The organism is Microbacterium sp. A94 (assembly GCF_051842855.1).
In the GTDB taxonomy this organism is placed as follows: Bacteria; Actinomycetota; Actinomycetes; order Actinomycetales; family Microbacteriaceae; genus Microbacterium.
Map to the genome: position 1 here is coordinate 61,934 of NZ_JBPXMU010000006.1, position 20,475 is coordinate 82,408.

16 protein-coding genes are annotated in these 20,475 nt (G+C 66.6%); 8 read left to right on the forward strand and 8 right to left on the reverse strand.

Annotated features, from left to right (window positions below; all coding sequences use genetic code 11):
• Nucleotides 1–7 precede the first annotated feature (7 nt).
• Nucleotides 8–871, reverse strand: a complete 864-nt coding sequence (purU, locus tag ACSU1L_RS14580; protein WP_439256280.1) for a formyltetrahydrofolate deformylase — start codon at nucleotides 869–871, stop codon at nucleotides 8–10.
• 95 nt (nucleotides 872–966) lie between these two features.
• Between purU and ACSU1L_RS14585 the strand changes: the two genes are divergently transcribed.
• The 3 genes from ACSU1L_RS14585 (at nucleotide 967) to ACSU1L_RS14595 (ending at nucleotide 5,245) form a co-directional block, all read left to right on the forward strand.
• Complete coding sequence (locus tag ACSU1L_RS14585) at nucleotides 967–2,175, forward strand: cation:proton antiporter (protein WP_439256281.1); 1,209 nt, start codon at nucleotides 967–969, stop codon at nucleotides 2,173–2,175.
• Nucleotides 2,172–2,630, forward strand: coding sequence for a glutaminase (locus ACSU1L_RS14590; RefSeq protein ID WP_439256282.1), 459 nt, complete (start codon nucleotides 2,172–2,174; stop codon nucleotides 2,628–2,630). The genes ACSU1L_RS14585 and ACSU1L_RS14590 overlap by 4 nt, the downstream gene beginning before the upstream one ends.
• 74 nt (nucleotides 2,631–2,704) lie before the next feature.
• Entirely contained in the window at nucleotides 2,705–5,245 is a 2,541-nt protein-coding gene (locus tag ACSU1L_RS14595; protein WP_439256283.1) for an ATP-dependent Clp protease ATP-binding subunit, read from the forward strand.
• Between the two features lie 13 nt (nucleotides 5,246–5,258).
• Here the strand turns inward: ACSU1L_RS14595 and ACSU1L_RS14600 are convergent, their stop codons facing one another.
• Genes ACSU1L_RS14600 through ACSU1L_RS14610 form a run of 3 tightly spaced genes read right to left on the reverse strand, consistent with a single transcriptional unit; the run spans nucleotide 5,259 to nucleotide 8,457 of the window.
• On the reverse strand, nucleotides 5,259–5,975 hold the full coding sequence (locus ACSU1L_RS14600; RefSeq protein WP_439256284.1) for a glutamine amidotransferase-related protein: 717 nt from the start codon (nucleotides 5,973–5,975) through the stop codon (nucleotides 5,259–5,261).
• Entirely contained in the window at nucleotides 5,975–7,714 is a 1,740-nt protein-coding gene (locus ACSU1L_RS14605; RefSeq protein ID WP_438254230.1) for an alkaline phosphatase family protein, read from the reverse strand. The genes ACSU1L_RS14600 and ACSU1L_RS14605 overlap by 1 nt, the downstream gene beginning before the upstream one ends.
• Nucleotides 7,715–7,734: 20 nt before the next feature.
• Nucleotides 7,735–8,457 carry a LysR substrate-binding domain-containing protein gene (locus ACSU1L_RS14610; protein WP_438254232.1) on the reverse strand — a complete coding sequence of 241 codons (723 nt, stop codon included), beginning with the start codon at nucleotides 8,455–8,457 and terminating at the stop codon, nucleotides 7,735–7,737.
• 162 nt (nucleotides 8,458–8,619) lie between these two features.
• On the opposite strand from ACSU1L_RS14610, the gene phnD reads away from it, so the two are divergent.
• From phnD to ACSU1L_RS14625, 3 genes are read left to right on the forward strand one after another with little or no spacing between them, the layout of a single operon-like run.
• The gene (gene phnD / locus ACSU1L_RS14615) at nucleotides 8,620–9,570 is read left to right on the forward strand and encodes a phosphate/phosphite/phosphonate ABC transporter substrate-binding protein (RefSeq protein WP_438254234.1); all 951 of its coding nucleotides are present in this window, start codon (nucleotides 8,620–8,622) and stop codon (nucleotides 9,568–9,570) included.
• A 39-nt stretch (nucleotides 9,571–9,609) separates the two neighbouring features.
• A complete protein-coding gene (gene phnC, locus ACSU1L_RS14620) occupies nucleotides 9,610–10,506 on the forward strand; it encodes a phosphonate ABC transporter ATP-binding protein (protein ID WP_438254236.1) in 897 nt (298 codons plus the stop codon).
• Complete coding sequence (locus ACSU1L_RS14625) at nucleotides 10,503–12,338, forward strand: PhnE/PtxC family ABC transporter permease (RefSeq protein WP_438254238.1); 1,836 nt, start codon at nucleotides 10,503–10,505, stop codon at nucleotides 12,336–12,338. The genes phnC and ACSU1L_RS14625 overlap by 4 nt, the downstream gene beginning before the upstream one ends.
• An 82-nt stretch (nucleotides 12,339–12,420) precedes the next feature.
• On the opposite strand, the gene ACSU1L_RS14630 is transcribed toward ACSU1L_RS14625, so the two are convergent.
• The 4 genes from ACSU1L_RS14630 to ACSU1L_RS14645 all read right to left on the reverse strand — a co-directional run bounded on the left by ACSU1L_RS14630 (nucleotide 12,421) and on the right by ACSU1L_RS14645 (nucleotide 19,272).
• Nucleotides 12,421–12,828 (reverse strand): transferase, encoded by a 408-nt coding sequence (locus ACSU1L_RS14630; RefSeq protein ID WP_438254240.1) that lies wholly within the window; start codon nucleotides 12,826–12,828, stop codon nucleotides 12,421–12,423.
• An 80-nt stretch (nucleotides 12,829–12,908) separates the two neighbouring features.
• Nucleotides 12,909–13,682: a DNA-formamidopyrimidine glycosylase family protein gene (locus ACSU1L_RS14635; protein WP_439256285.1), complete on the reverse strand. Its 774-nt coding sequence runs from the start codon at nucleotides 13,680–13,682 to the stop codon at nucleotides 12,909–12,911.
• Nucleotides 13,675–14,517, reverse strand: a complete 843-nt coding sequence (locus tag ACSU1L_RS14640; protein ID WP_439256286.1) for an EI24 domain-containing protein — start codon at nucleotides 14,515–14,517, stop codon at nucleotides 13,675–13,677. Before ACSU1L_RS14640 ends, ACSU1L_RS14635 begins: the two co-directional genes overlap by 8 nt.
• A 54-nt stretch (nucleotides 14,518–14,571) precedes the next feature.
• Nucleotides 14,572–19,272, reverse strand: a complete 4,701-nt coding sequence (locus ACSU1L_RS14645; RefSeq protein ID WP_439256287.1) for an Lhr family ATP-dependent helicase — start codon at nucleotides 19,270–19,272, stop codon at nucleotides 14,572–14,574.
• Nucleotides 19,273–19,387: 115 nt separating this feature from the next.
• Between ACSU1L_RS14645 and ACSU1L_RS14650 the strand changes: the two genes are divergently transcribed.
• Both ACSU1L_RS14650 and ACSU1L_RS14655 read left to right on the forward strand, forming a co-directional pair.
• The gene (locus tag ACSU1L_RS14650) at nucleotides 19,388–19,798 is read left to right on the forward strand and encodes a DUF6157 family protein (protein ID WP_439256288.1); all 411 of its coding nucleotides are present in this window, start codon (nucleotides 19,388–19,390) and stop codon (nucleotides 19,796–19,798) included.
• A 215-nt stretch (nucleotides 19,799–20,013) separates the two neighbouring features.
• Entirely contained in the window at nucleotides 20,014–20,475 is a 462-nt protein-coding gene (locus ACSU1L_RS14655; RefSeq protein ID WP_438254249.1) for a hypothetical protein, read from the forward strand.

Sequence of the window (20,475 nt, forward strand, 5' to 3'; positions counted from 1 at the left end):
CGAAGCGCTACAGAATCACGGTCGAGCGGCCGTGCACAATCACGCGGTCCTCGGCGTGCCACTGCACAGCGCGCGCGAGCACCAGCCGTTCGACGTCGGCGCCGCGGCTCTGCAGCTCGGCGGCCGAGTCGGAGTGCGTGGCACGTGTGACGTCCTGCTCGATGATCGGGCCCTCATCGAGGTCGGCCGTCGCGTAGTGCGCGGTCGCACCGATCAGCTTCACGCCCCGCTCTTTCGCGCGTGCGTACGGGTTCGCCCCGATGAACGCCGGCAGGAACGAGTGGTGGATGTTGATCACCGGAGCGCCGACCTGCTCGATGAAGTCGTCGGTGAGGATCTGCATGTACCGCGCAAGCACGACCAGGTCGACGTTGCCGCGCAGCAGGTCGAGCTGACGCTGCTCCATCAGAGCCTTCGCCTCGGCGCCTGAGCCGGAGGGAATGTGCACGAACGGCACACCGAAAGTGCGCACGGACTCGGCGAGATCGGGGTGGTTGGAGATGACCATCGTGATGTCGACGTCGAGCTGACCGCGCTGGGTGCGCCACAGCAGCTCCATCAGGCAGTGGTCGTACTTCGACACGAAGATCGCCACGCGCTTGCGCTTGGCCACGTCATGCAGCGACCACTCCATGCCGAACCGCTCGCCGACGATGCCCAGATCGGCTTCGAGCGCGAGGCGTGCGGCCGAGAGGCCGGGCAGGTGAATCACCGTTCGCTGGAAGAAGCGTCCGTCCTCGGCATCGGTGGAGTGCTGATCGAGCGAGATGATGTTCGCGCCGTGCTCAGCCAACACGTTGGCGACGGCGGCGACGATGCCGGGCTGGTCATCACAGGCGATGAGCAGACGTGCGGTATCGGGTTGAGACATGGATGCTCCTTGCAGAAGTTCTGTGTCGATTCTGCCCCGTTCATCCGGGGCTGGCGAATCGAGCGCGCCGACCGCAGTGCCGATACTCTGAGCGAGTGAACGCGAGCGAGGCCGGACTGGTGCTGATACCGCTGCTGGCGGTTGCCGCGCCCTTGCTGGCCCGCGGCATCCGCCCGGCGCTGCGCGTGCCCATCATCGTGTTCGAACTGCTCCTAGGCATCCTGTTCGGGCCCGCAGTGCTCGGCTGGGTCGAATCGGGTGTCGTGCTCGACAGGCTCAGCGACTTCGGCCTCGCGATGCTGTTCTTCATGGCAGGCGCCGAGATCGACTTCCGCGCTGTCTCCGGTCGTCCGCTGCTGCGTGCTTCGCTCGGATGGCTACTCAGCCTGCTGCTCGGCATCGGTGTCGGATTCCTCATCGCCCCCGATGAGGGCATGGTCGTGATCGGCATCGCGCTCAGCTCGACGGCGCTGGGCACGCTCATGCCGATCCTGCGTGACGCGCGTGAGCTGGATACGCCGTTCGGTCGGGTCATCTCCGCGATCGGCGCGGTGGGGGAGTTTCTGCCGCTGATCGCGATCTCGATCTTCCTCAGCACCCGCAGAGCGCCGATCGCCGCCGCGGTCCTGCTGGCTTTCGTCATTCTCGCCGCGGTTGTGGTGCTGCTCGCCCATCGCGCGCCGCACGGGCGTCTGCACGAGTTCATTCGGGCCACGCTGCACACATCCGACCAGTTCGGTGTGCGATTCGTGCTGCTGCTGATCTCCGCCTTGGTCGCGCTCAGCGTCCTGTTCGATCTGGACATGCTGCTGGGCGCATTCGTCGCCGGCGCTGTCTGGCGCATCATCATGGCGAGGGCGCCGAAGCCGGATGCCGAAGCTATCGAGAGCAAACTCGAGGCGATCGCGTTCGGGTTCCTCGTGCCGGTCTTCTTCATCTATACCGGCGTCACCTTCGATCTCGCATCGCTCACCGCCTCACCTCTCGCACTTGTCCTGGTACCGGTGTTCCTGATCGCGCTGTTGGTGATCCGGGGCAGTGCCGCACAGTTCTCGGCACCGTCGGACGCCGGTGGCAAGGACCGCATGTCGATCGCGATGCTGGCTGCCACCGGACTGCCGATCATCGTGGCGGTGACTGCGATCGGCGTGAACGAGAAGATCTTGGACCCGGCGATCGCCGCGGCGCTGGTGGGCGCGGGGATGCTGTCGGTGCTGATCTACCCGCTGATCGCGATGACGCTGCGCGGTGACCGCGAGCGGTTGGATGCTATTGAGCAGGACCAGCCGCAGGGAGAATTGTGACCGCTTCGGAGATGCTGTCCGCCGCACGCGCCGCGCTCGCGGATGTGTCCAAGGAAGGCCTCGGCGAAGAACGCTCGTCCCGCTGGCGCGGGGATCGGATCGTTCGCGTCGGCGAGGCATGGCACGTCGGCGTGCTGCTGGTCACCGATGATCGCGTGATCGCTACCGCCGAGATCCTGCGCGCCGCAGATCCCGGGCGTCGTGGCTATACGGCCGAGTCTGCGCGCGAGCGTGCTGCGCGTCGACAGATGGCGCTGCGTGGTGGTTTCGCCGAGGGGGAGGTCGTCCACGTCGGCTGGTCGGTCATTGATGTGAATGTGGTGGATGCCGGCGGCTCATCCGGCCCGCTCGCATCGGTGGATGCCATCCCGCACGTGCGATGGTCTCCGACGGGTGCGTACATGCCGCTGGACGCCTATCTCCGCGAACGCATCGAGCTGATGCGCAGCCTCTGACACTCGTCGGGAATACTTGCGTCCTCCGCGCGTTTAACTTGAGTGAACTGCACTCAACTTTCAGGAGAACGCACATGCCCAACGACTTCAGTGACACCGGCGCGGACTCGTTCGATGAGTTCCTCGCTCGCTATCTCGCGGGCGATCGAGCCCGTCAGACGCGATCGATCGACCTCAGCCGGTTCCTCACGGCGCGCACGCAGCAGATTCTGCAGAGCGCGGGCCGTTTTGCTCTGGAACGCGGACAGACCGAGATCGATGCCCTGCACATCCTGCGCAAGATCGTCGAGGACACCGCCGTCGCGCAGGCGATCGAGCGCATCGGGGTGACTTCGCAGCAGATCATTGACGCTGTCGAGACCCGGTTGCCGTCGCCCGCCGAGCGCGCCGGAGTGGATGCTGCGACGATCACTCCGAGCGCTTCTCGTGCGCTCTTCCACGCGTATCAGGTGGCCCGCTCTTCCGGCGCGACATACATCGAGCCCGTGCACCTCTTCTTCGCGCTCGTGCTCGGCCAGGACGTGCCGGCAGGTCAGGTTCTCGCACAGATCGGCGTGACGGCGGATGCTCTTACCGAGGGCGTCCGTGAGCACGTCGATGCACCGGTGGGCGGCGATGCCGCGCAGAGCGGCGACGCGGCATCCGACTCGCCCATGCTCGACAAGTACGGCATCGACCTGACCGCGCGCGCCCGCGAAGGCGCTCTCGACCCGGTGATCGGCCGCAGCGAGGAGATCGAGCAGACCATTGAGATCCTCAGCCGCCGGACCAAGAACAACCCCGTCCTGATCGGCGAGGCCGGTGTCGGCAAGACGGCGATCGTCGACGGCATCGCACAGGCAATCGTCGACGGCACCGTTCCCGCCCAGCTCGAGGGGCGCCGGGTGATTTCCCTCGATCTGCCCGGCATGCTCGCCGGAGCCCGCTACCGCGGTGATTTTGAGGAGCGTCTGACCAAGACGATGGATGAGATCGCCGCCCGCAAGGATGCGGTGATCGTGTTCATCGACGAGGTGCACACCGTTGTCGGCGCGGGCGGATCGGGAGAGGGCGGAATGGATGCGGGAAACATCCTCAAGCCGCGCCTCGCTCGTGGAGACCTGCACATGGTCGGTGCTACGACGCTCAAGGAGTACCGCCAGATCGAGAAGGATCCGGCGCTGGAGCGCCGCTTCCAGCCGGTGAAGGTGGACGAGCCCAGCATCGAGGACGCCGTGCGCATCCTCGAGGGCCTCGCGGACGCGTACCAGGATCACCACCGCGTGACCTACACGGATGCCGCGCTGCGCGCTGCCGTGACGATGAGCGCGCGCTACCTGCCCGAGCGTGTTCTGCCGGACAAGGCGATCGATCTGATCGATCAGGCTGGCGCGCGGCTGCGGCTGAAGCTGGGCCTGCCCGAGGACACCTCCGCGCTGATGGCAGAGCTCGCCGACCTCGAGGCACAGAAGAACGCGGCCGTTGCGGCCGAGCACTATGAGGAGGCATCGCGGCTGCGCGATGAGATGGTTCAGGCTCAAGCGCGGATCGACGCGGTCGAATCCGGGCACTCGGCTGACGGCCCGGCGATCGTCGATGAGCGCGAGATCGCCGAGGTGATCGCGCGGGCGACCGGTATCCCGGCCAGCCGCCTCACCGAGGGGGAGCGTGAGCGTCTCGCCGACCTGGAGAGCGACCTGCATGCACGGGTGATCGGTCAGGATGACGCTGTCGCCGCCGTGGCACGTGCCGTTCGGCGCAGCCGCACCGGCATGGGCGATGCCCGCCGACCGGTCGGTTCGTTCCTCTTCCTCGGACCGACGGGTGTGGGCAAGACGGAGCTTGCGAAGGCTCTCGCTGACCGTCTGTTCGACGACGAGAGTGCGGTGATCCGCTTCGACATGAGCGAGTTCGGTGAACGTCACACGGTGTCGCGGCTTGTCGGTGCCCCTCCCGGATACGTCGGCTACGACGAGGCAGGACAGCTGACCGAACGGGTGCGGCGCAATCCGTACTCGATCGTGCTGTTCGATGAGATCGAGAAGGCGCACCCCGACGTGTTCAACCTGCTGCTGCAGGTGCTCGATGACGGACGCCTCACCGATGGTCAGGGCCGCACCGTCGACTTCCGCAACACGGTGATCGTGATGACCTCGAACATCGGTAGCGAGTTCCTCGCGTCGCGCTCAGGTGCGCTCGGTTTCGTCTCATCGCAGGATGCCTCGGCAAACGGCTTCGCGTCGATGAAGGATCTGCGCGATCGCGTGATGGGCAAGCTCCGTGAGGCGATGCGACCGGAGTTCCTCAACCGCATCGACGAGATCGTCCTGTTCCAGAAGCTGACTCGCGATGAGTTGGTGCCCATCGTGCGGTTGCTTCTCAGCGCGAGCTCGGCCCGTCTGGCTGAGCGCGATATGCGTCTGCACGTGACGGATGCCGCGGTTGAATGGCTCGGCGAGCACGGCTACGAACCGGAGTTCGGTGCTCGTCCGCTGCGCCGCCTGATCCAGCGGGAAGTCGATGATCGCATCGCCGATCTGCTGGTCAGCGGTGCTCTCGACGATGGTGGCGATGTGCATGTGGATGCTGACGAGAACGGCCTCATCGTGAAGACGGCCGTGCTCCAGGAGGTGTGACGGAACCTCGTCGTCAGCCGAACGTCAGCGCGAACCTGCGCAGCAGATCCTCGCCGCCCACATCCTGGGCGGCGAGGATCTCTGCTTTCACCGCGTCGAATTCGGCAGCATCGAAATAGCCGTTGTTGCGGTAGAACGTCATGCGGTTCGCGAAGTCCTGCGGACTCGGCTCGGGGTGGAACTGCGTCGCATACAGCTGCGTTCCCACCCGGTACGCCTGTACCGCGCAGGCGGCGTTGGTCGCCAGAAGCGTCGCACCGGGCGGGACGGCCACCGCGCTCTCTTTGTGCGCGGTGAAGACGGTCAGCGCGGGTGCGCTCGGTCCGAAGAGCGGGTCGGATGCGGCCTCATCGGTGGTGCGGATCTCGGATGCGCGCGTGGATTCGGGCCGCTCGAGCGTGAGCGCACCGCCGAGCAGCCGGGTGACGACGCCGATGCCGTAGCAGGTGAACATCGCGGCGGCCTCTCCGGACAGCGCGCGAGCGGCGATGCGCTCGAGGTCGGCTTCGACGCGCTGCTGCAACGGCGTCTTCACAGCATCCGTCACGTTGAACGGTGAACCGCCGATGACGAAACCATCGTGGCGGCTGAGCAGCTCATCGGTGAGTGGATCGGAGATGAGGTCGAGCTGATCAAGCGCTGCGACGCCGAGCCCGCGCTGGAACGACACATGCTCGGCGTCGGCGGCGCCGCGTTCCGGGCGCACGCAGACGTAGAGGATCGATGCCATCAGTTCGGGCCCATCACTCCGGTGCCGTGCTTGTGCAGTAGTTCATACGCCTCGGCGTAGGTCTCTGGCTCCGGGGCATCCGAATCTCCGAACCTCGCCTGCAACAGCCCGATGAGTCCGCGCGCGGGCGGGCTGAGCGGCTTGTCCTTGTGCACGTGGGCAGGATGCGGCGGTGCCTCCTGCGGGTTGGCGGGCACCCACTGCGGCATGGTCTCCGGCCAGTCATCGGGATGCCGCGGTTCGGTGAGGTTCACGATCGACAACAGATCGTTCGCCCCGGCGTCGCGGTGAGTCAGGGGCTCGAGGCCGTGCAGTTCGCTGAGCGTCTTGATGACAGCGCCGTGGTGCATCTCGTCGTTGATGATCGTGCCGCGACGGGTGTACGCCGACACAGCGATGGCGGGAACGCGGCATCCGAGTCGGTCGAATCCGAAGCCCATCTCGCCGGGTTCCTGATCCGTATACGGGGGCTGGGCGGCAGGAGGTGCGGCATGGTCGTAGGTTCCGCCGTGCTCGTCGAAGGTGATCAGCAGCATCGTGTTGACCGCGTTCGAACCCTTCGGCGTGCGCGAGTTCTTGACCGCCGTGTAGATCTCGTGGATGAGTGCCTCACCGGCGCGCACATCCGAGATCGCGCTGTCGACGACCTCGACGCCGTCGATCTTGCTCCCGCGCAGCTTGCCGAACGGCGGATGGAAGTCGTTGTGGTTGAACGTCATCCGGGGTTCGATGAATGCGTACGCCGGCAGGGTGCCGTTTGCCGTGTCGGCGTAGAACTGGTCCATCGTGGCGAAATGTTCGCTCTTCCAGAAGCGCTGCAGCGCCGGTGCGTGCAGAAAGCCGGTGTATGAGACGAGTTGCAATTCGTCGTAGTAGATCTTCCAGCTGAGACCGGCATCCTCGAGGCGGTTGAAGATCGTCGGGATCTCATCGGCATCGATCCACTTGTCGTAGCCGCCGCCGTGCTTGTTGGTGACGAATCCATGCGAGGACGAGGCATGAAAGAACGATCTGTTGCAGAACGTCTGCGATGGCACGGCCGCGAACCAATTGTCGAAGACAGCGAACTCTTTCGCCAGCGTCGACAGCACCGGCAGCATCTGCGGGGAGAAGCCGCCCATGATGTTCTGCAGCTGATCTGTGCTCGGCTTCTTGCCGTTTTGGAGCCGGCGATAGTTGATGAAGTAGTCCTGCACGAATCCGCCGTTGGTCGGCTTCGCGCCACGGGGCGGGGTGTTGTACGGGGACGACATCTCCTCGACCCACAGGTGCTCGTTCTCTCCCGGGGCGACGTGCTCGAAGAGCTGGGTGTTGACGTGCGGGAACTCCTCGCCCGGGTCGGGGTTCGGGTAGCCCATCACGTCATCCGTCGGGCCGTCGTACACGTGGGCGGGAATCACGGTGCCGTCGGGTGCGACGTTCGAGTAGTCCCCGAACGCGATCCCGTCGAAGCTCTGCCCCTCGGGCAGATCATCGGGGGTGTACAGGTGGCCGAGCAGGTTGTCGAAGGAGCGGTTCTCGCCCATGACGACGACGATGTGGTCGAAGCCGGGTGCCGATCGTGGCTCAAGCGCGTCGAAATGGCTGTCGCCAGCGGCGAAACCGGCACGATATCCGGATGCTGCGCCGATAGCCGCACCGGCAGCACCACCGGCGGCAGCACCGAGAGCAGCCGCGCCGCCAATCTTGAAGAACTGCCGCCGGGAAGCATCCTTGGGGCCGTTGCGATCGCTGGACATGCAGATAAATCTATCGCCGGTCAGCGGGAGGAGTTTGCCGTGCGTCCGCGCACGATCCCGACGAACGCCTCGACGTCTTCGGTCGTCCGCTCGCGGGGCCAGGCGAGTGCGACGGTGGAAACCGGTCCGTCGACGAGCGGGCGGTAATCGGCATCCTTGCGCTGGTGCATCCGCGCGAGCGACATTGGCACGATGACGATGCCGACACCGGATGCGGCCGTCGCGATCGCTTCTCCGGTGGTGGGAAGCGGCGCGAAGCGCGGGGTCTGGATGCCGGGAATATCCAGCGGCCCGAGCACGTCGTCCAGCGGCGTGATGAGCACTTCGTCGGCGAGGTCAGCGGCGGTGAGCTCATCGGCTGCCAGAAGGTGCGATTCGATGGATGCCACGACCACCGCGAGCTCGTCATAAAGAGGAATGAGGTGCAGGCTCTCATCGGTCAGCGGCAGGCGGATGAGGGCAGCATCCAACTCATCGAGGGCTGAGCGCTGCGTTTCCGCCTCGATCGGGACGAGTTCGAGCGTGACATGGGGCATCCGCTTCTTCCACGTGTCGATCCACTTGCCCGGTGTCGCACCCGCAACCGCTCCGAGGCGGAACGTGCGCGGTTCGGGGGCCGGGGGCGGCGGCGGTGCGGGCTGCTTCTTCGCGACTTTCTGCGGATGCTTCGCCGGCTGCCGCTTCGTCGATCGAGCGGGTCCGCCCAATGACGCGCGAGAGCGTGATCTGCCGGAATGTGCCATGGGTTCAGCGTACTCGCGGCTGCTCGCGCTCGCGGAATTCACGACTCGTTCACGCAGCCGTCAGAAGCGCGCCGCGCTGCGGTCGCCTGCGGAGCTTTAGCTGTTCGACATCGGCTGTCCCGCCGAGAAAACCCATGCACCCACGCCTGCGAAAGGTTCCCCATGCAGTCAACTCTGAAGCGCGGTCTCGCGATCGCCGCCGGTCTCACCCTCGCCTTCGGTCTTGCCGCCTGTGCCGCTGACCCGGCTGATTCCGCAACCGGCGGAGAAGCAACCGGCGGTGAGAGCGCGGAAGGCACGTTCGCCTCCGGCGACTCCGACACTCTTGTTTTCGCTGTTCTCCCCGACCACGAGGGCGCCGACCAGGACGCCCAGCCGATCGCCGACTGGATCGCTGAGATCACCGGTAAGAAGGTCGACTTCTTCCAGGCGACCGACTACACCGCCGTCGTGCAGGGGCTCGCCGCCAACCAGATCGACATCGCACAGATCTCGGCGTTCACCTACTACCAGTCGCAGAACGCCGGCGCTGACATCGAGCCCATCGGTGCGCAGATCACCCAGGATGGCGCTGAGCCCGGATACTTCTCGGTCGCTGTCGCGAACCCGGAATCCGGAATCACCTCACTCGCGGACTTCGCCGACCAGCCGGTCTGCTTCGTCAACCCGACCTCCACCTCCGGCTTCGCCGTTCCCATGGGCGGCCTGCTGGATGTCGGGGTCACCGTCCCCGCCAACGACCGCGTCTTCGGTGAGGCTCACGACCTCAACGCGAAGAAGGTCGCCGAGGGTGTCGACTGCCAGGTCGGCTTCGCACAGGACCTCGACGCCCAGCCGCTCATCGACTCCGGCGAGCTCGTCGAGGTCGAGAGCGTGCAGGTTCCGGCTGCGCCGATCGTTCTGCAGGCGGGCCTCCCGCAGGAAGTCAAGGACCAGCTCTTCGACGCGCTTGCCGACAGCACCCAGTCCGACCTGACCGACTCTGGCGTTGAGCTCAACGAGTTCCTCACCGATGGCTGGTTCGGCTTCGGCGCAGTGGACGACTCGTACTACGACCTCATCCGCACCCTGTGCGATGAGATCGCAGACGAGGTCGAGGCCTGCCGCGCCTGATCCCGGTTCCCGACGCACTGACAATCCAGGAGTAAACAGATGACGTACAGCGACACCCCCGCCGTCCAGATCGCAGATCTGGGTAAGACATATCCCGGAGCCGGAAAACCAGCTCTGTCGGGGGTGTCGCTGGCCGTCGATCCCGGAGAGATCGTCGTGCTTCTGGGCCTGTCCGGTTCAGGGAAATCGACGCTGCTGCGTCACATCAACGCGCTGGAGACTCCCACCACCGGTGCGGTCGAGTCTCTCGGCCAGACCATCTCCGCCCTGCGAGGGTCCGAGCTTCGGGCGCTGCGCGGGCGTATCGCCTTCATCTTCCAGCAGTTCGAGCTGGTCGGTGCCCTGACTGTGCTGGAAAACGTGCTCACCGGTGGCCTGTCCACGCTGCGCGGCCCGCGCGTCGGCATCCGTACCTACCCGCGCTCCATGCGTGAGAAGGCACTCGGACACCTGGAGCGGGTCGGCCTGCTCGATTTCGCATACCAGCGTGCCGACAATCTCTCCGGTGGTCAGCAGCAGCGCGTCGCCATTGCGCGCGCGCTCATGCAGGACCCGGAGATCCTGCTCGCCGACGAGCCGGTGGCATCCCTCGATCCCGAATCCAGCAGCCAGGTCATGGCACTGATCCGCGAGATCGCCGCGGAGCGCTCGCTGACGGTGATCTGCTCCCTGCACCAGGTCGACCTCGCACTCAGCTGGGGTGACCGCATCATCGGATTGCGCAACGGCGCCGTCGTCCTCGACACCAGCACCGACGACCTGACGCGCGAAGAAGTGATGGAGATCTACGGTCGGGTTGCCACCACTACCCGCGAGATCCATGCGCTGGACGACGAGCTCGCGGAGGCCCGCGAGCAGGTGCTCAGCCGCGAGCTGTACCGTGCTGCCGCCCGCGAGCGCCTCGCCGAGGACTTCGCCAACGAGGAACCGGCATGACCGCACTTGCTCCACGCACGATCGAGTCACCGACCGCCCCGCGTGCAGCATCCGTGCCGCGGCCGGCTCCGCGTCTGTCCGCGATCGTCTCGTACGGCACCATCATCGCGATCCTCGCCCTCGGTGTGTGGTCGTTCATCGGCCTCGATTACTCGTTGAAGAGCCTCGACGTCACCGCCGGGAACATCAGCCGATTCCTCACCATGGCGACACCTATGCAGTGGCCGGGCTGGGAGGTCGCCGGCGAGCGGCAGGCAGACGGCACGACGGTGTTCGTCACCACCTGGGTCGGGTTCGAGCCGATCTGGGACATGTTCCTCACGATCGTCATCACCCTCTCCCTGGTGATCGCGGGTACGGCGCTTGCTGCGGTGCTTTCGGTTCCGGTGGCGTACGGCGCCGCGCGGAACACGACCCCGAACTCCGCCGTGATGGCGTTGTGCCGTGCGATCGGCGTGATCGCCCGTGCGATTCCTGACGTCGTCTTCGTCGTGGTCCTCGCCTTCCTCTGGTTCAACTCCGGAACACTCCCCGCGATCGTCGCGATCGGTCTGCATTCGGTGGGCATGATCTCCAAGATGTTCGCGGATGCTATTGAGCAGATCGATGAGGGACCGAGGCTCGCGATCCGCGCGGCTGGCGGTTCGAAGTCGCAGGAGTTCTGGTCGGGGGTCGTGCCGCAGGTGCTGCCCGCCTGGGTCGCTGTGACGCTGCACCGCGCCGACATCAATCTGCGTGCGACGGTCATCCTCGGCGTCGTGGGCGTCGTTGGCATCGGCTACGAGCTCAACGGAGCGCTGCACGGCGGGCCTGCGGGCATGCGTCGAGTGATCCCGCTGGTGGTCATCATCATCGCCCTGTGTGTGGCTTTCGAGATCGTCTCGTCGCTGCTGCGCGCTCGCCTGTTGAACGTCCGTCCGACCGGGAAGGGCGTTGGTGACTCGGTTGCCCGCGCGGTGTCGCGCAAGCCGTCGGCATCCGCCGGCGTCACGAGCACGGGCACGATCAAGACGCAGGATCGCAACGCCCGGATCGAAGCGGCCATGCACCGGCCGTGGGATCGGAGCCGCATCGGCAACACAGTGTGGGTGTGGGCCGGCATCCTCATCGTCATTGCAGCATTCCTTTACGCCGCGCCGGACGTGGCGAAGATGTTCGCCCCGTCATGGAGCGAACTGGTCAATCCCGAGCGCGACCGGGCGATCTGGCCGCCGCACTTCGGCAGCCGCAGCTGGGGCGACGTTCTGGCCGCGGTGGTCACGACCATTCAGATCGCGTTCGCAGCAACCCTGATGGCCACGATCATCTCGGCTGTCGTCGGGCCGCTGTCCGCCCGCAACGTCGCTCCGAACAGCTGGGTGCGCAATACGTTCCGGGGCATCGCCCTCGTCATTCGTGCGATCCCGGACCTGGTCATCGCGATCCTGTTCATCATCGCCGCCGGCATCGGGCCGCAGGCCGGTGCGCTCGCGCTGGGTATCGGCGGAGTGGGCCTGCTCGCGAAGCTCATCGGCGATTCGATGGAAGAGGTGCCAGGCGGCCCCGAGCGGGCGCTGTTCGCCGCCGGTGGCACCCGCACTCAAGTGTTCTTCTCCTCCACCATGCCGATGTCTGTTCCCGCGATGGTCAGTCACCTGATGTACCTGCTCGAGCAGAACATCCGCTCGGCGACGCTGCTCGGCATCGTCGGTGCCGGCGGTATCGGCTTCCTGCTGCTGAACGCTCTGCAGGGCCGACATTTCGACGAAGTGCTGGCCTATGTGCTCGTCATCATCGCGATGGTGGTCGTGGTCGAGAGCGTGTCGATGCTCATTCGGCGGTCGCTGAAGTAGCCCGAAACGGTAATACCGCGCCGGGACTGTCACGATGGGTGGCAGTCCCGGCGCGGTATTCGTGCAGGTTCAGGTGAGGTGCTCAGGCAGCGAGCCAGAGGCCCCTGCGGTCGGTCGCGATGCGCAGGCCCGCGGCGACGGTCTCGTCGTCGCCGATGCGTGCTCCGCGGGCGATGCGTGCGCCCGCGCCGATCTCTGTGCGGACGCCGATGTGGGCGCCGTCGCCGACGGCAGCGCCAGCGCCGATGTGGGCGTGAGCGTCGATGTACGCGTTTTCGCCGATGCTGGCATCGGGTTCAACCCACGCTCCACGCACGAGTATTGCTCCGGCGCCGATGCGCGCGCCGGGTTCGACATAGGCGCCGATTTCAACCACAGCCTGCGGATGCACCTTCGCGCCGTGCGCGACCAGTCCTCGGCCATTGACATGCTTACGGTAACGCAGCGCCTTGCCCTGGTCGTCTTCGATGTCGATGTAGTTCTTACCCAAGATTCCTCCCGTGTCCGGACACCTCCGGATATATCAACAACCACGGCGAGGGCCGATTCATTCCCGAATCGAGATGATGGCTACCTCTGGCAACGCGGGCACCAGAACGTCACCCGTTCGCGGGTCGCGTCCGCGCCCTGTTCGCCGCGCAGGATGAGTGTGCCGCAGCGGCGGCAGGGACGGTTCGCGCGACCGTACACCCAGGTCGTCTGACCCCGCCTGTTCACCCCCGTGAAGGTGCGATCGAGCCGGTTCCGGTTCGCCTGGATCGTGCGCGCGCCCAGATCGATCAGCGCTCGGGCGTCGACATCAGACGCCGCAGTGGTGGGCAGGATTCCGCGCAGGAAGAGGAGTTCTGCTGCGTACTCGTTGCCGAAACCGGCGACGTTTCGCTGATCGAGCAGGGCGACATGGATGCTGCGGGCATCCGCGCCCACGCGCCGCGCCGCCGCTGCAGCATCCCAATCCTCGGCGAGGGGATCAGGGCCCAGATAGTCGACGAGCTGTCCCTCGTCGCGGGTTGAGACCAGCTCGATCTCGGCGAGGTCGACGCCGACAGCTTCGCACCGTGCGGTGCCGACGATCGCGCGCACCCGAAACGCCGGATGCCGCCACTTCTCGCCCGCGCTGTACACGAGCCAGGCGCCATCCATGCGCAGATGAGAATGCAGCGTGTGCTGACCGATGCGCATCAGCAGGTGCTTGCCGCGGGGAACTACGCTGTGCACGGATTCACCGGTGAGATCGGCGGTCGCGAAGGCAGGAACGCGCAGGTCGAATCGTGTGACGGTGTGCCCGGCGAGCGCGGTGTTCAGTCGCTGCGCGGCGCGAAAGACAGTGTCTCCCTCAGGCACTCGGGTGCTCTGGGTCTCTCGGCGCGTTCTGCTGCGCCGTCATGGCAGCCGGAGGTGGCGCAAGGGGGCGCTCCGGAGCCGTCGGGGCGGCCACTTGCGACACCTCCCGGCTGTCCTGCAGGCTGCGGGCGAGGATCGTGGAACCCGCGACAGCCGCCGGCATCGTGACGATCGCCCCGAGCGGCACCAGAAAACAGAGTTGGGTGGCGACGCCGAAACCGATCACCCGTGCCCGTCCGCTGCCGAGCAGTTCGGAGCGTGTGTAGGTCGTGATCCCGCGGGCATCGAAGGCACGGGCGGTGAGCTCTCGTGCCAGCAACCGTCCGGAGAGGATGACACCAGTGACCGAGGCGAGCACACCACCGACGAGCGGCATGAAACCGAGCAGCAGCGTCAACAGCGCGACCAGGATGCCCAGGACGACCAGCCGGATGCCCTCACCCACGGTGGTCCAGAATCCGGTCTCGCCGCTGGGCTCGGGTCCGCCGAGCTCGCGCTCGACGCCGCGCCAGATGCGCTGGTAGAACGGATCCCCGATGGTCAGGGTGAGAGCGGTGAACACCGTCCCGGCAAGGGCGAGCGCGGCAATGAAGATCACGATGCCGAGGCCGACCCGCAGCAGTTCTCGCCAGGGCGAGAGCCAACTGTCCGCGAACGGGGTGATCCAGTCGGTGATCGAGCCGAGCGTGAACCCGAGGGGGATGAGCGCGGCCACCAGCGCGACGAAGGCGATGAAGGCCGGAATGAGCCCGAGCGCAAGCAACTTCGGGTGCGTGCGCCACATGCTGAACCCGCGAAGGAGGATGCGAACCCCGGCGAAGAATTCACGGATCAATAGGGGTACCTCGCCTGCAGATTTGTGATGGGTCGCTCACTGGCCATCGTAACTTCACAGCGCCTTGCGCAGCGTGAACCCGCGTGGGGTGGGAACGAATCCGGCCTCTTGCAGGGCCAGCGCGAACGGCGTCGCATAGATCGCCTCACCGTTGATCTTCTCCACGGTGAGTGTCTCCAGCCGGCGGGCGCGCGAGGTCGCTACGAGATCGGATGCAGCGGCCCGCAGTACCTCCGGATCATCATCGAATGCGAGCACGGTGCGTCCACCGCGTTCGAGGTAGAGCACGAGCGAACCGTCGACAAGGACGACCAGCCCGCCCGCTTTGCGCCCGGGCCGGTGGGAGACGCCCTCTCGTCGCGGCCAGCCGAGCGCCGCGCCGTAGGGGTTGGCCGGGTCGGTCGCGGCGAGGGTGATGGCTTTCAGCGGGGGCGGGTCGGCGAGAGCTGCGAAGGTACGCAGGCGGTCGACGGTGGCGGATGCTGCGAACTGCGCGACGCCCAGCTTCTCGATGACGTACCCGCGGCGGCAGTGTCCGGCCTCTTCGAACCCGGCGAGGATCCGGTACGCCTGGGCGAAGCCGCCGGGCACGCCCTCGGACTGCACGGCGCCTCGGGTGACGACCCCATAGCGGTCGAGCAGCAGCCCCGCGGTGACGGTTGCCCGGCGCGCGGCATCCGCACTGGTCTGCGCTCCTGTGGTTGCAGGCAGTGCAGACCAGCGTCCGCCGGTGATCGTCGGACGCGGCGTCTGGCCGGAGAAAGAGACACCCCGGAAGGCGCGTGTGCGCGGCGCGCGGCGCACCGCCTTGTGCGCCTGTGAACCGCCGGCGAGCAGCTGGCGCACGGGCGCGAAGGTGTCGTTCGTGATGCGGCTCGACCAGGTCAGATTCCAGAGGGCGTCGAGCACGGACTGCTCGTTTGGGGCTGAGGTCATGTCGCGCAACTGAGCTGCGAAGTAGGCGCCGCCGGCGCTGAGCGCCGCGAGCAGGTCGGCTTCGAGCGACTCCGACGCCGCGCCCTCTGGCTCGGGCAGTGTGAATGGGGCAAGGTCGGCGGGATGCAGCGACACCCACCCGTCACGCCCTGGCAACGTGCCATGCCCAGACCAGACGACTTCGCCGCTCGCGGTCAGCTCATCCAGCAGCGCTGGCGTGTAGTCGCGCACTCGAGAGGGCAGCACCAGCGATTCCCAGGCGCTGGCGGGAATCGGCACCCCGGCGAACTGCTCGATGACGTTCAGCACGCCGTCGATGCCTTCGAGCGGACGATCCAGATGCTGCCATGCCGGAAGGAAGCGTGCGTAGGCCTCGGGGGAGACCGGCTCGACGCTGCCGCGGATCGCCGCAAGCGAGCGCATCCGCAGGCGGCGCAGCACTTCGGCATCGCACCATTCGGACTCCGACCCGGTGCCCGCCGCGTTCGGCAGAAAATAGCCGCTGGCGAGCCGTCCCGCCTGCTCGAGCCGTTGCAGAGTGTGGCGTGCGACGGCACCACCGAGACCGAATCGAGCGGCGGCAGCATCCGTTGTGAACGGACCGTGCGTGCGGGCGAAGCGTGCGAGCAGATCACCGAGCGGATCGGCGACCGGCTCGAGGAAGGCGATCGGGATGCCCGTGGGCAGCGCCACCCCGAGCGCGTCGCGCAGGCGCCCGGCATCCTCGATCGCGGCGACGCGCTGGATACCGGCGATGGTGACGGAGATGGCGCGGCGCGCGGCGATCAACGCGTCGAGGTGGGCAGATGCCTCCTGTGTGCCGGATGCCAGACGGTCGGGGCTCTGGTCGGAGTGTCGCCCGTCCGACACGCCGTCGACGGGTACCTCCGTCTGGGATTCGGAACCAGCCTCGGCGGGCTGCAGTCGTTCGGCGACCTCAGTGGCATCGAGAGGTCCGAGCAACCGGAGCAGATCGGCAACGCCCTCGAGCCCGCGCACGCGCCGTTCCGGGTCGAGCCGCTGAGCCTCGCGTTCGAACTGGGCGAGCACGTCCGGGTCGAGCAGTTCGCGCAGTTCGACCGTGCCGAGCAGCTCTCCCAGCAGTGCCGGGTCGACCGACAACGCCGCTGCCCGTCGTTCGGCCAGCGGCGAATCGCCCTCGTACATGAATGCGCCGACGTAGCCGAACAGCAGATCGCGCGCGTACGGGGAGGGCTGGGCGGGCTCGGTCTCGATGAGGCGGACGCGTCGCTCGGCAATCGACGTCGCGAGTCGGCGCAGCGAGGGGAGGTCGTAGACATCTTGCAGAACTTCGCGCAGCGTCTCGAGGATCACGGGGAAGGTCGGATGGCGGCGGGCCACCTCGAGCAACTGCGCGGAACGCTGTCGCTGCTGCCACAGCGGGGTGCGCTTATTCGGATTCATGCGCGGCATGAGCAGCGCACGCGCCGCGCACTCGCGAAAACGGGACGCGAACAGGGCTGATCCGCCGACCTCCTCGGTGACGACGTGCTCCAGCTCATCGGGTTCGAACACGAACAGTTCGGCGCCCGGCGGTTCGGCGTCAGCATCCGGGATCCGCACGATGATGCCATCGTCGCTGGCAACAGCAGAGCCATCGACGCCGAGCCGCTCGCGCACCCGGGCGTTGATCGCCAGCGCCCACGGCGCGTGCACCTTCATGCCGTATGGGGAATGAAGGATGACACGCCAGTCGCCGACCTCGTCGCGACCGCGCTCGACGGTCAGAGTTCGATCGGTGGGGAGGGTGCCGGTTGCCTCGCGCTGCTCGCTGAGATGCGCGAGCAGGTTGCGGCGCGCCTGCTCGTCCAGGCCCGCATCGATCAGGCGCTGGGCCGCCTTCTCTGGCGGGGCGGATGCTACTTCTCGGGAGAACGCACCGAGCGCCTCGCCGAGTTCGAAGGGGCGGCCAATGCCGTCGCCGTGCCAGAACGGCACGCGTCCTGGCTGTCCGTAGGCCGGGATGACGTTGACGCGGTCGTGGGTGATCTCGGCGATTCGCCAACTCGTGGTGCCGAGGGTGAAGACGTCGCCGACGCGGGACTCGTAGACCATCTCCTCGTCGAGCTCACCGACTCGGCGTCCGGCTCCTTCGCCTGCGACGAAGACACCGAACAGGCCGCGGTCGGGGATTGTGCCGCCGCTGGTGACAGCGATGCGCTGTGCGCCAGGGCGGCCGGTGAGGGTGCCGGCATCTCGGTCCCAGACAAGTCGGGGGCGCAGCTCGGCGAACTCGTCGGAGGGGAACCGGCCGGCGAGCAGATCGAGCGTCGCCTCGTACGCCGAGCGCGGCAGCGTGTGGAACGGCGCGCTGCGGCGCACCGTCTCGAACCACTCCTCGACGCTGAGCGGGTCGAGCGCGCAGGCGGCGACGGTCTGCTGGGCGAGGATGTCGAGCGGATTGCGCGGCACGGCGATCGCCTCGATCTTGCCCGCCAGCATCCGTTCGGTGACGATCGCGGTGTGCAAAACGTCGCCGCGATGCTTCGGGAAGAGCGCGGCGCGGCTGATCTCGCCGACCTGGTGCCCCGCGCGTCCGACGCGCTGCAGACCGGATGCCGCGGATGGTGGTGCCTCGACCTGGATGACGAGGTCGACCGCGCCCATGTCGATGCCGAGTTCGAGGCTGCTGGTTGCGACGACACAGCGCAGGATGCCGGATTTCAGTTCTTCTTCGACGAGAGCGCGCTGCTCTTTGGATACCGAGCCGTGGTGTGCCTTGGCGAGCACGGGATCGGCGCCCGCCGTGGACCCGCCCTGTGCCATCATCGCGGCGGGCGGTGCCGTTGCCTCGGGAAGAGGCGCGCCGATGCGCTCCGCGTAGATCTCGTTCAGTCGTCCGGTCAGTCGTTCCGCGAGACGACGCGAGTTCGAGAAGACGATTGTCGAGTTGTTCTCGAGGATGCGATCGACGATGGCCTCTTCGACGTGCGGCCAGACCGATCCGGTGACCTCCGTGTACTCGGCGGGATCATCGCCTGCGGCCGGCGCGCCGGGCGGTGGCGGCGGGTTCGTCATGTCGTCCATCGGGACCGTGACGCTGAGTTCGAACGTCTTCGATGCCTTCGGCGCCACGATCTCGACGGGCTCAGATCCGCCGAGGAATCGGGCGACCTCGTCGATGGGACGCACAGTCGCCGAAAGTCCGATGCGCTGTGCCGGTGGGGCATCCGGTCGATGTGAGCGCCGCAGCGAGTCGAGGCGTTCGAGACTGACCGCAAGGTGCGCACCGCGTTTGGTGGCGGCGACGGCGTGCACTTCGTCGATGATCACCGTGTGCACGTCGCGCAGCGTTTCACGAGCGCGGCTGGTGAGCATCAGGTACAACGACTCGGGTGTGGTGATCAGGATGTCTGGCGGATTCGCGACGAGTTTTCGCCGATCGCTGGAGGTGGTGTCGCCGGAACGGACGCCCACGCTCACTCCCGGAGCTTCGAGTCCCAGCCGTCGGGCGGACTGGCCGATCCCGACCAGGGGCGAGCGCAGGTTGCGCTCGACGTCGACGCCGAGCGCTTTCAACGGGGAGATGTACAGGATACGCGTGCGGGCTTCGCCGTCGGCGGGGCCGGATGCCGGGGCATCCGCTGGCTTGTGAACTTGATGGGCACGGAAGACGCTGTCGATCGCCCAGAGGAATGCCGAGAGCGTCTTACCCGACCCGGTTGGGGCAACCACGAGCGTGTGCTTGCCCGCTGAGATTGCCTTCCAGGCGCCGGTCTGCGCGGGAGTCGGCGCGCTGAAGGCGCCCCGGAACCAGTCCTGGGTTGCCGGGGTGAAACGGTCGAGCACGCTGCTCATCCTTCAATCATCGCCCAGGCCTCAGACATTCGTCTCTGACAGACGTGCAGCCGACGATGTCGGTTGCGCCGTTTCGACCCTGGACGATTTCGATAGACGGGGCCATGCTGTAGCCATGGCTGCGCACACGACGAACTATCAGAGCACTTTCATCGAGGTTTCGGAGGACTGCCCGATCGATCATGGCACCGAGCCACCGATTGCTGAGAACATGTCGATCGCTGCGCTGCAGTATCGGCTGATCATGGAGCGTCCGTTCGAGCTGACGTCGGACGATGTGATCTTCGAGACGTATGCGCTGCGCAAGGGTATCGACGCCGACGATGCCGCGGCGCGGGAAGAGTTCTTCTCCAAAGGGCAGGCGTGCTTGCGGTCATCGCAGTTGGGGAAGCGCTACGGCTGGGGGATCCTGCACGACGCCGAGGGGCGCGTCGGCCTGATTCCGCGTGACTCCGCTGAGTACACGGCGTCTGCCGCGGATTCGGAGCTTTCGCACATGCGCGCGATGCGCAGCAGCCGGCGCTGAGACCCCCGGGCCGCTGGCCCCGCACAACGCGCGCTAACGTGAGGTCCATGGATGACGCCGCGTTCGAGAGCCTCTACGGAAGCTGGGCGCCTTGAACACCGGCGGACGCGGCCCAGCTGTTCGACGGCTACTCGGGTACCTGGTGGATCGCCGGAGGCTGGGCTCTGGAGGCTTTCACCGGAGTTCGCCGGCACCACGAGGATATTGATCCGTCCGTGCTGCGCGCAGAACTCCCCCTGCTCCGAGACCACCTCATCGGACGCCTGCACGTGTGGGCTGCCTTTTCCGGTGCATTGAAGCCCCTCATCGATGGTGACCGTCCGAACGCACCAGCGGAAGATCTTCTTCCGGACGGCTGCGGGCAACTCTGGGTTCGCCCGAACACCGCCCATCGCTGGGAGTACGACATCCTCCTCAGCCCGGGCAGCATCCAGGAGTGGGTCTACAAGCGTGACGAGACCGTCCGGTTACCGATGGCCGAAGCGTTGTGGATGCGCGATGGCATCCGCTATCTCCAACCGGAGATCCAACTCCTCTATAAGGCCAAGGGGCAGCGGCCCAAAGACGATATCGACTTCGCCGCCACCCTGCCGTACCTGGACGTTGCACGTCGTGACTGGTTGCGCCAGGCTCTTGAACGGACGCTTCCCGGCCACTCGTGGCTGCGGCAGCTGTGA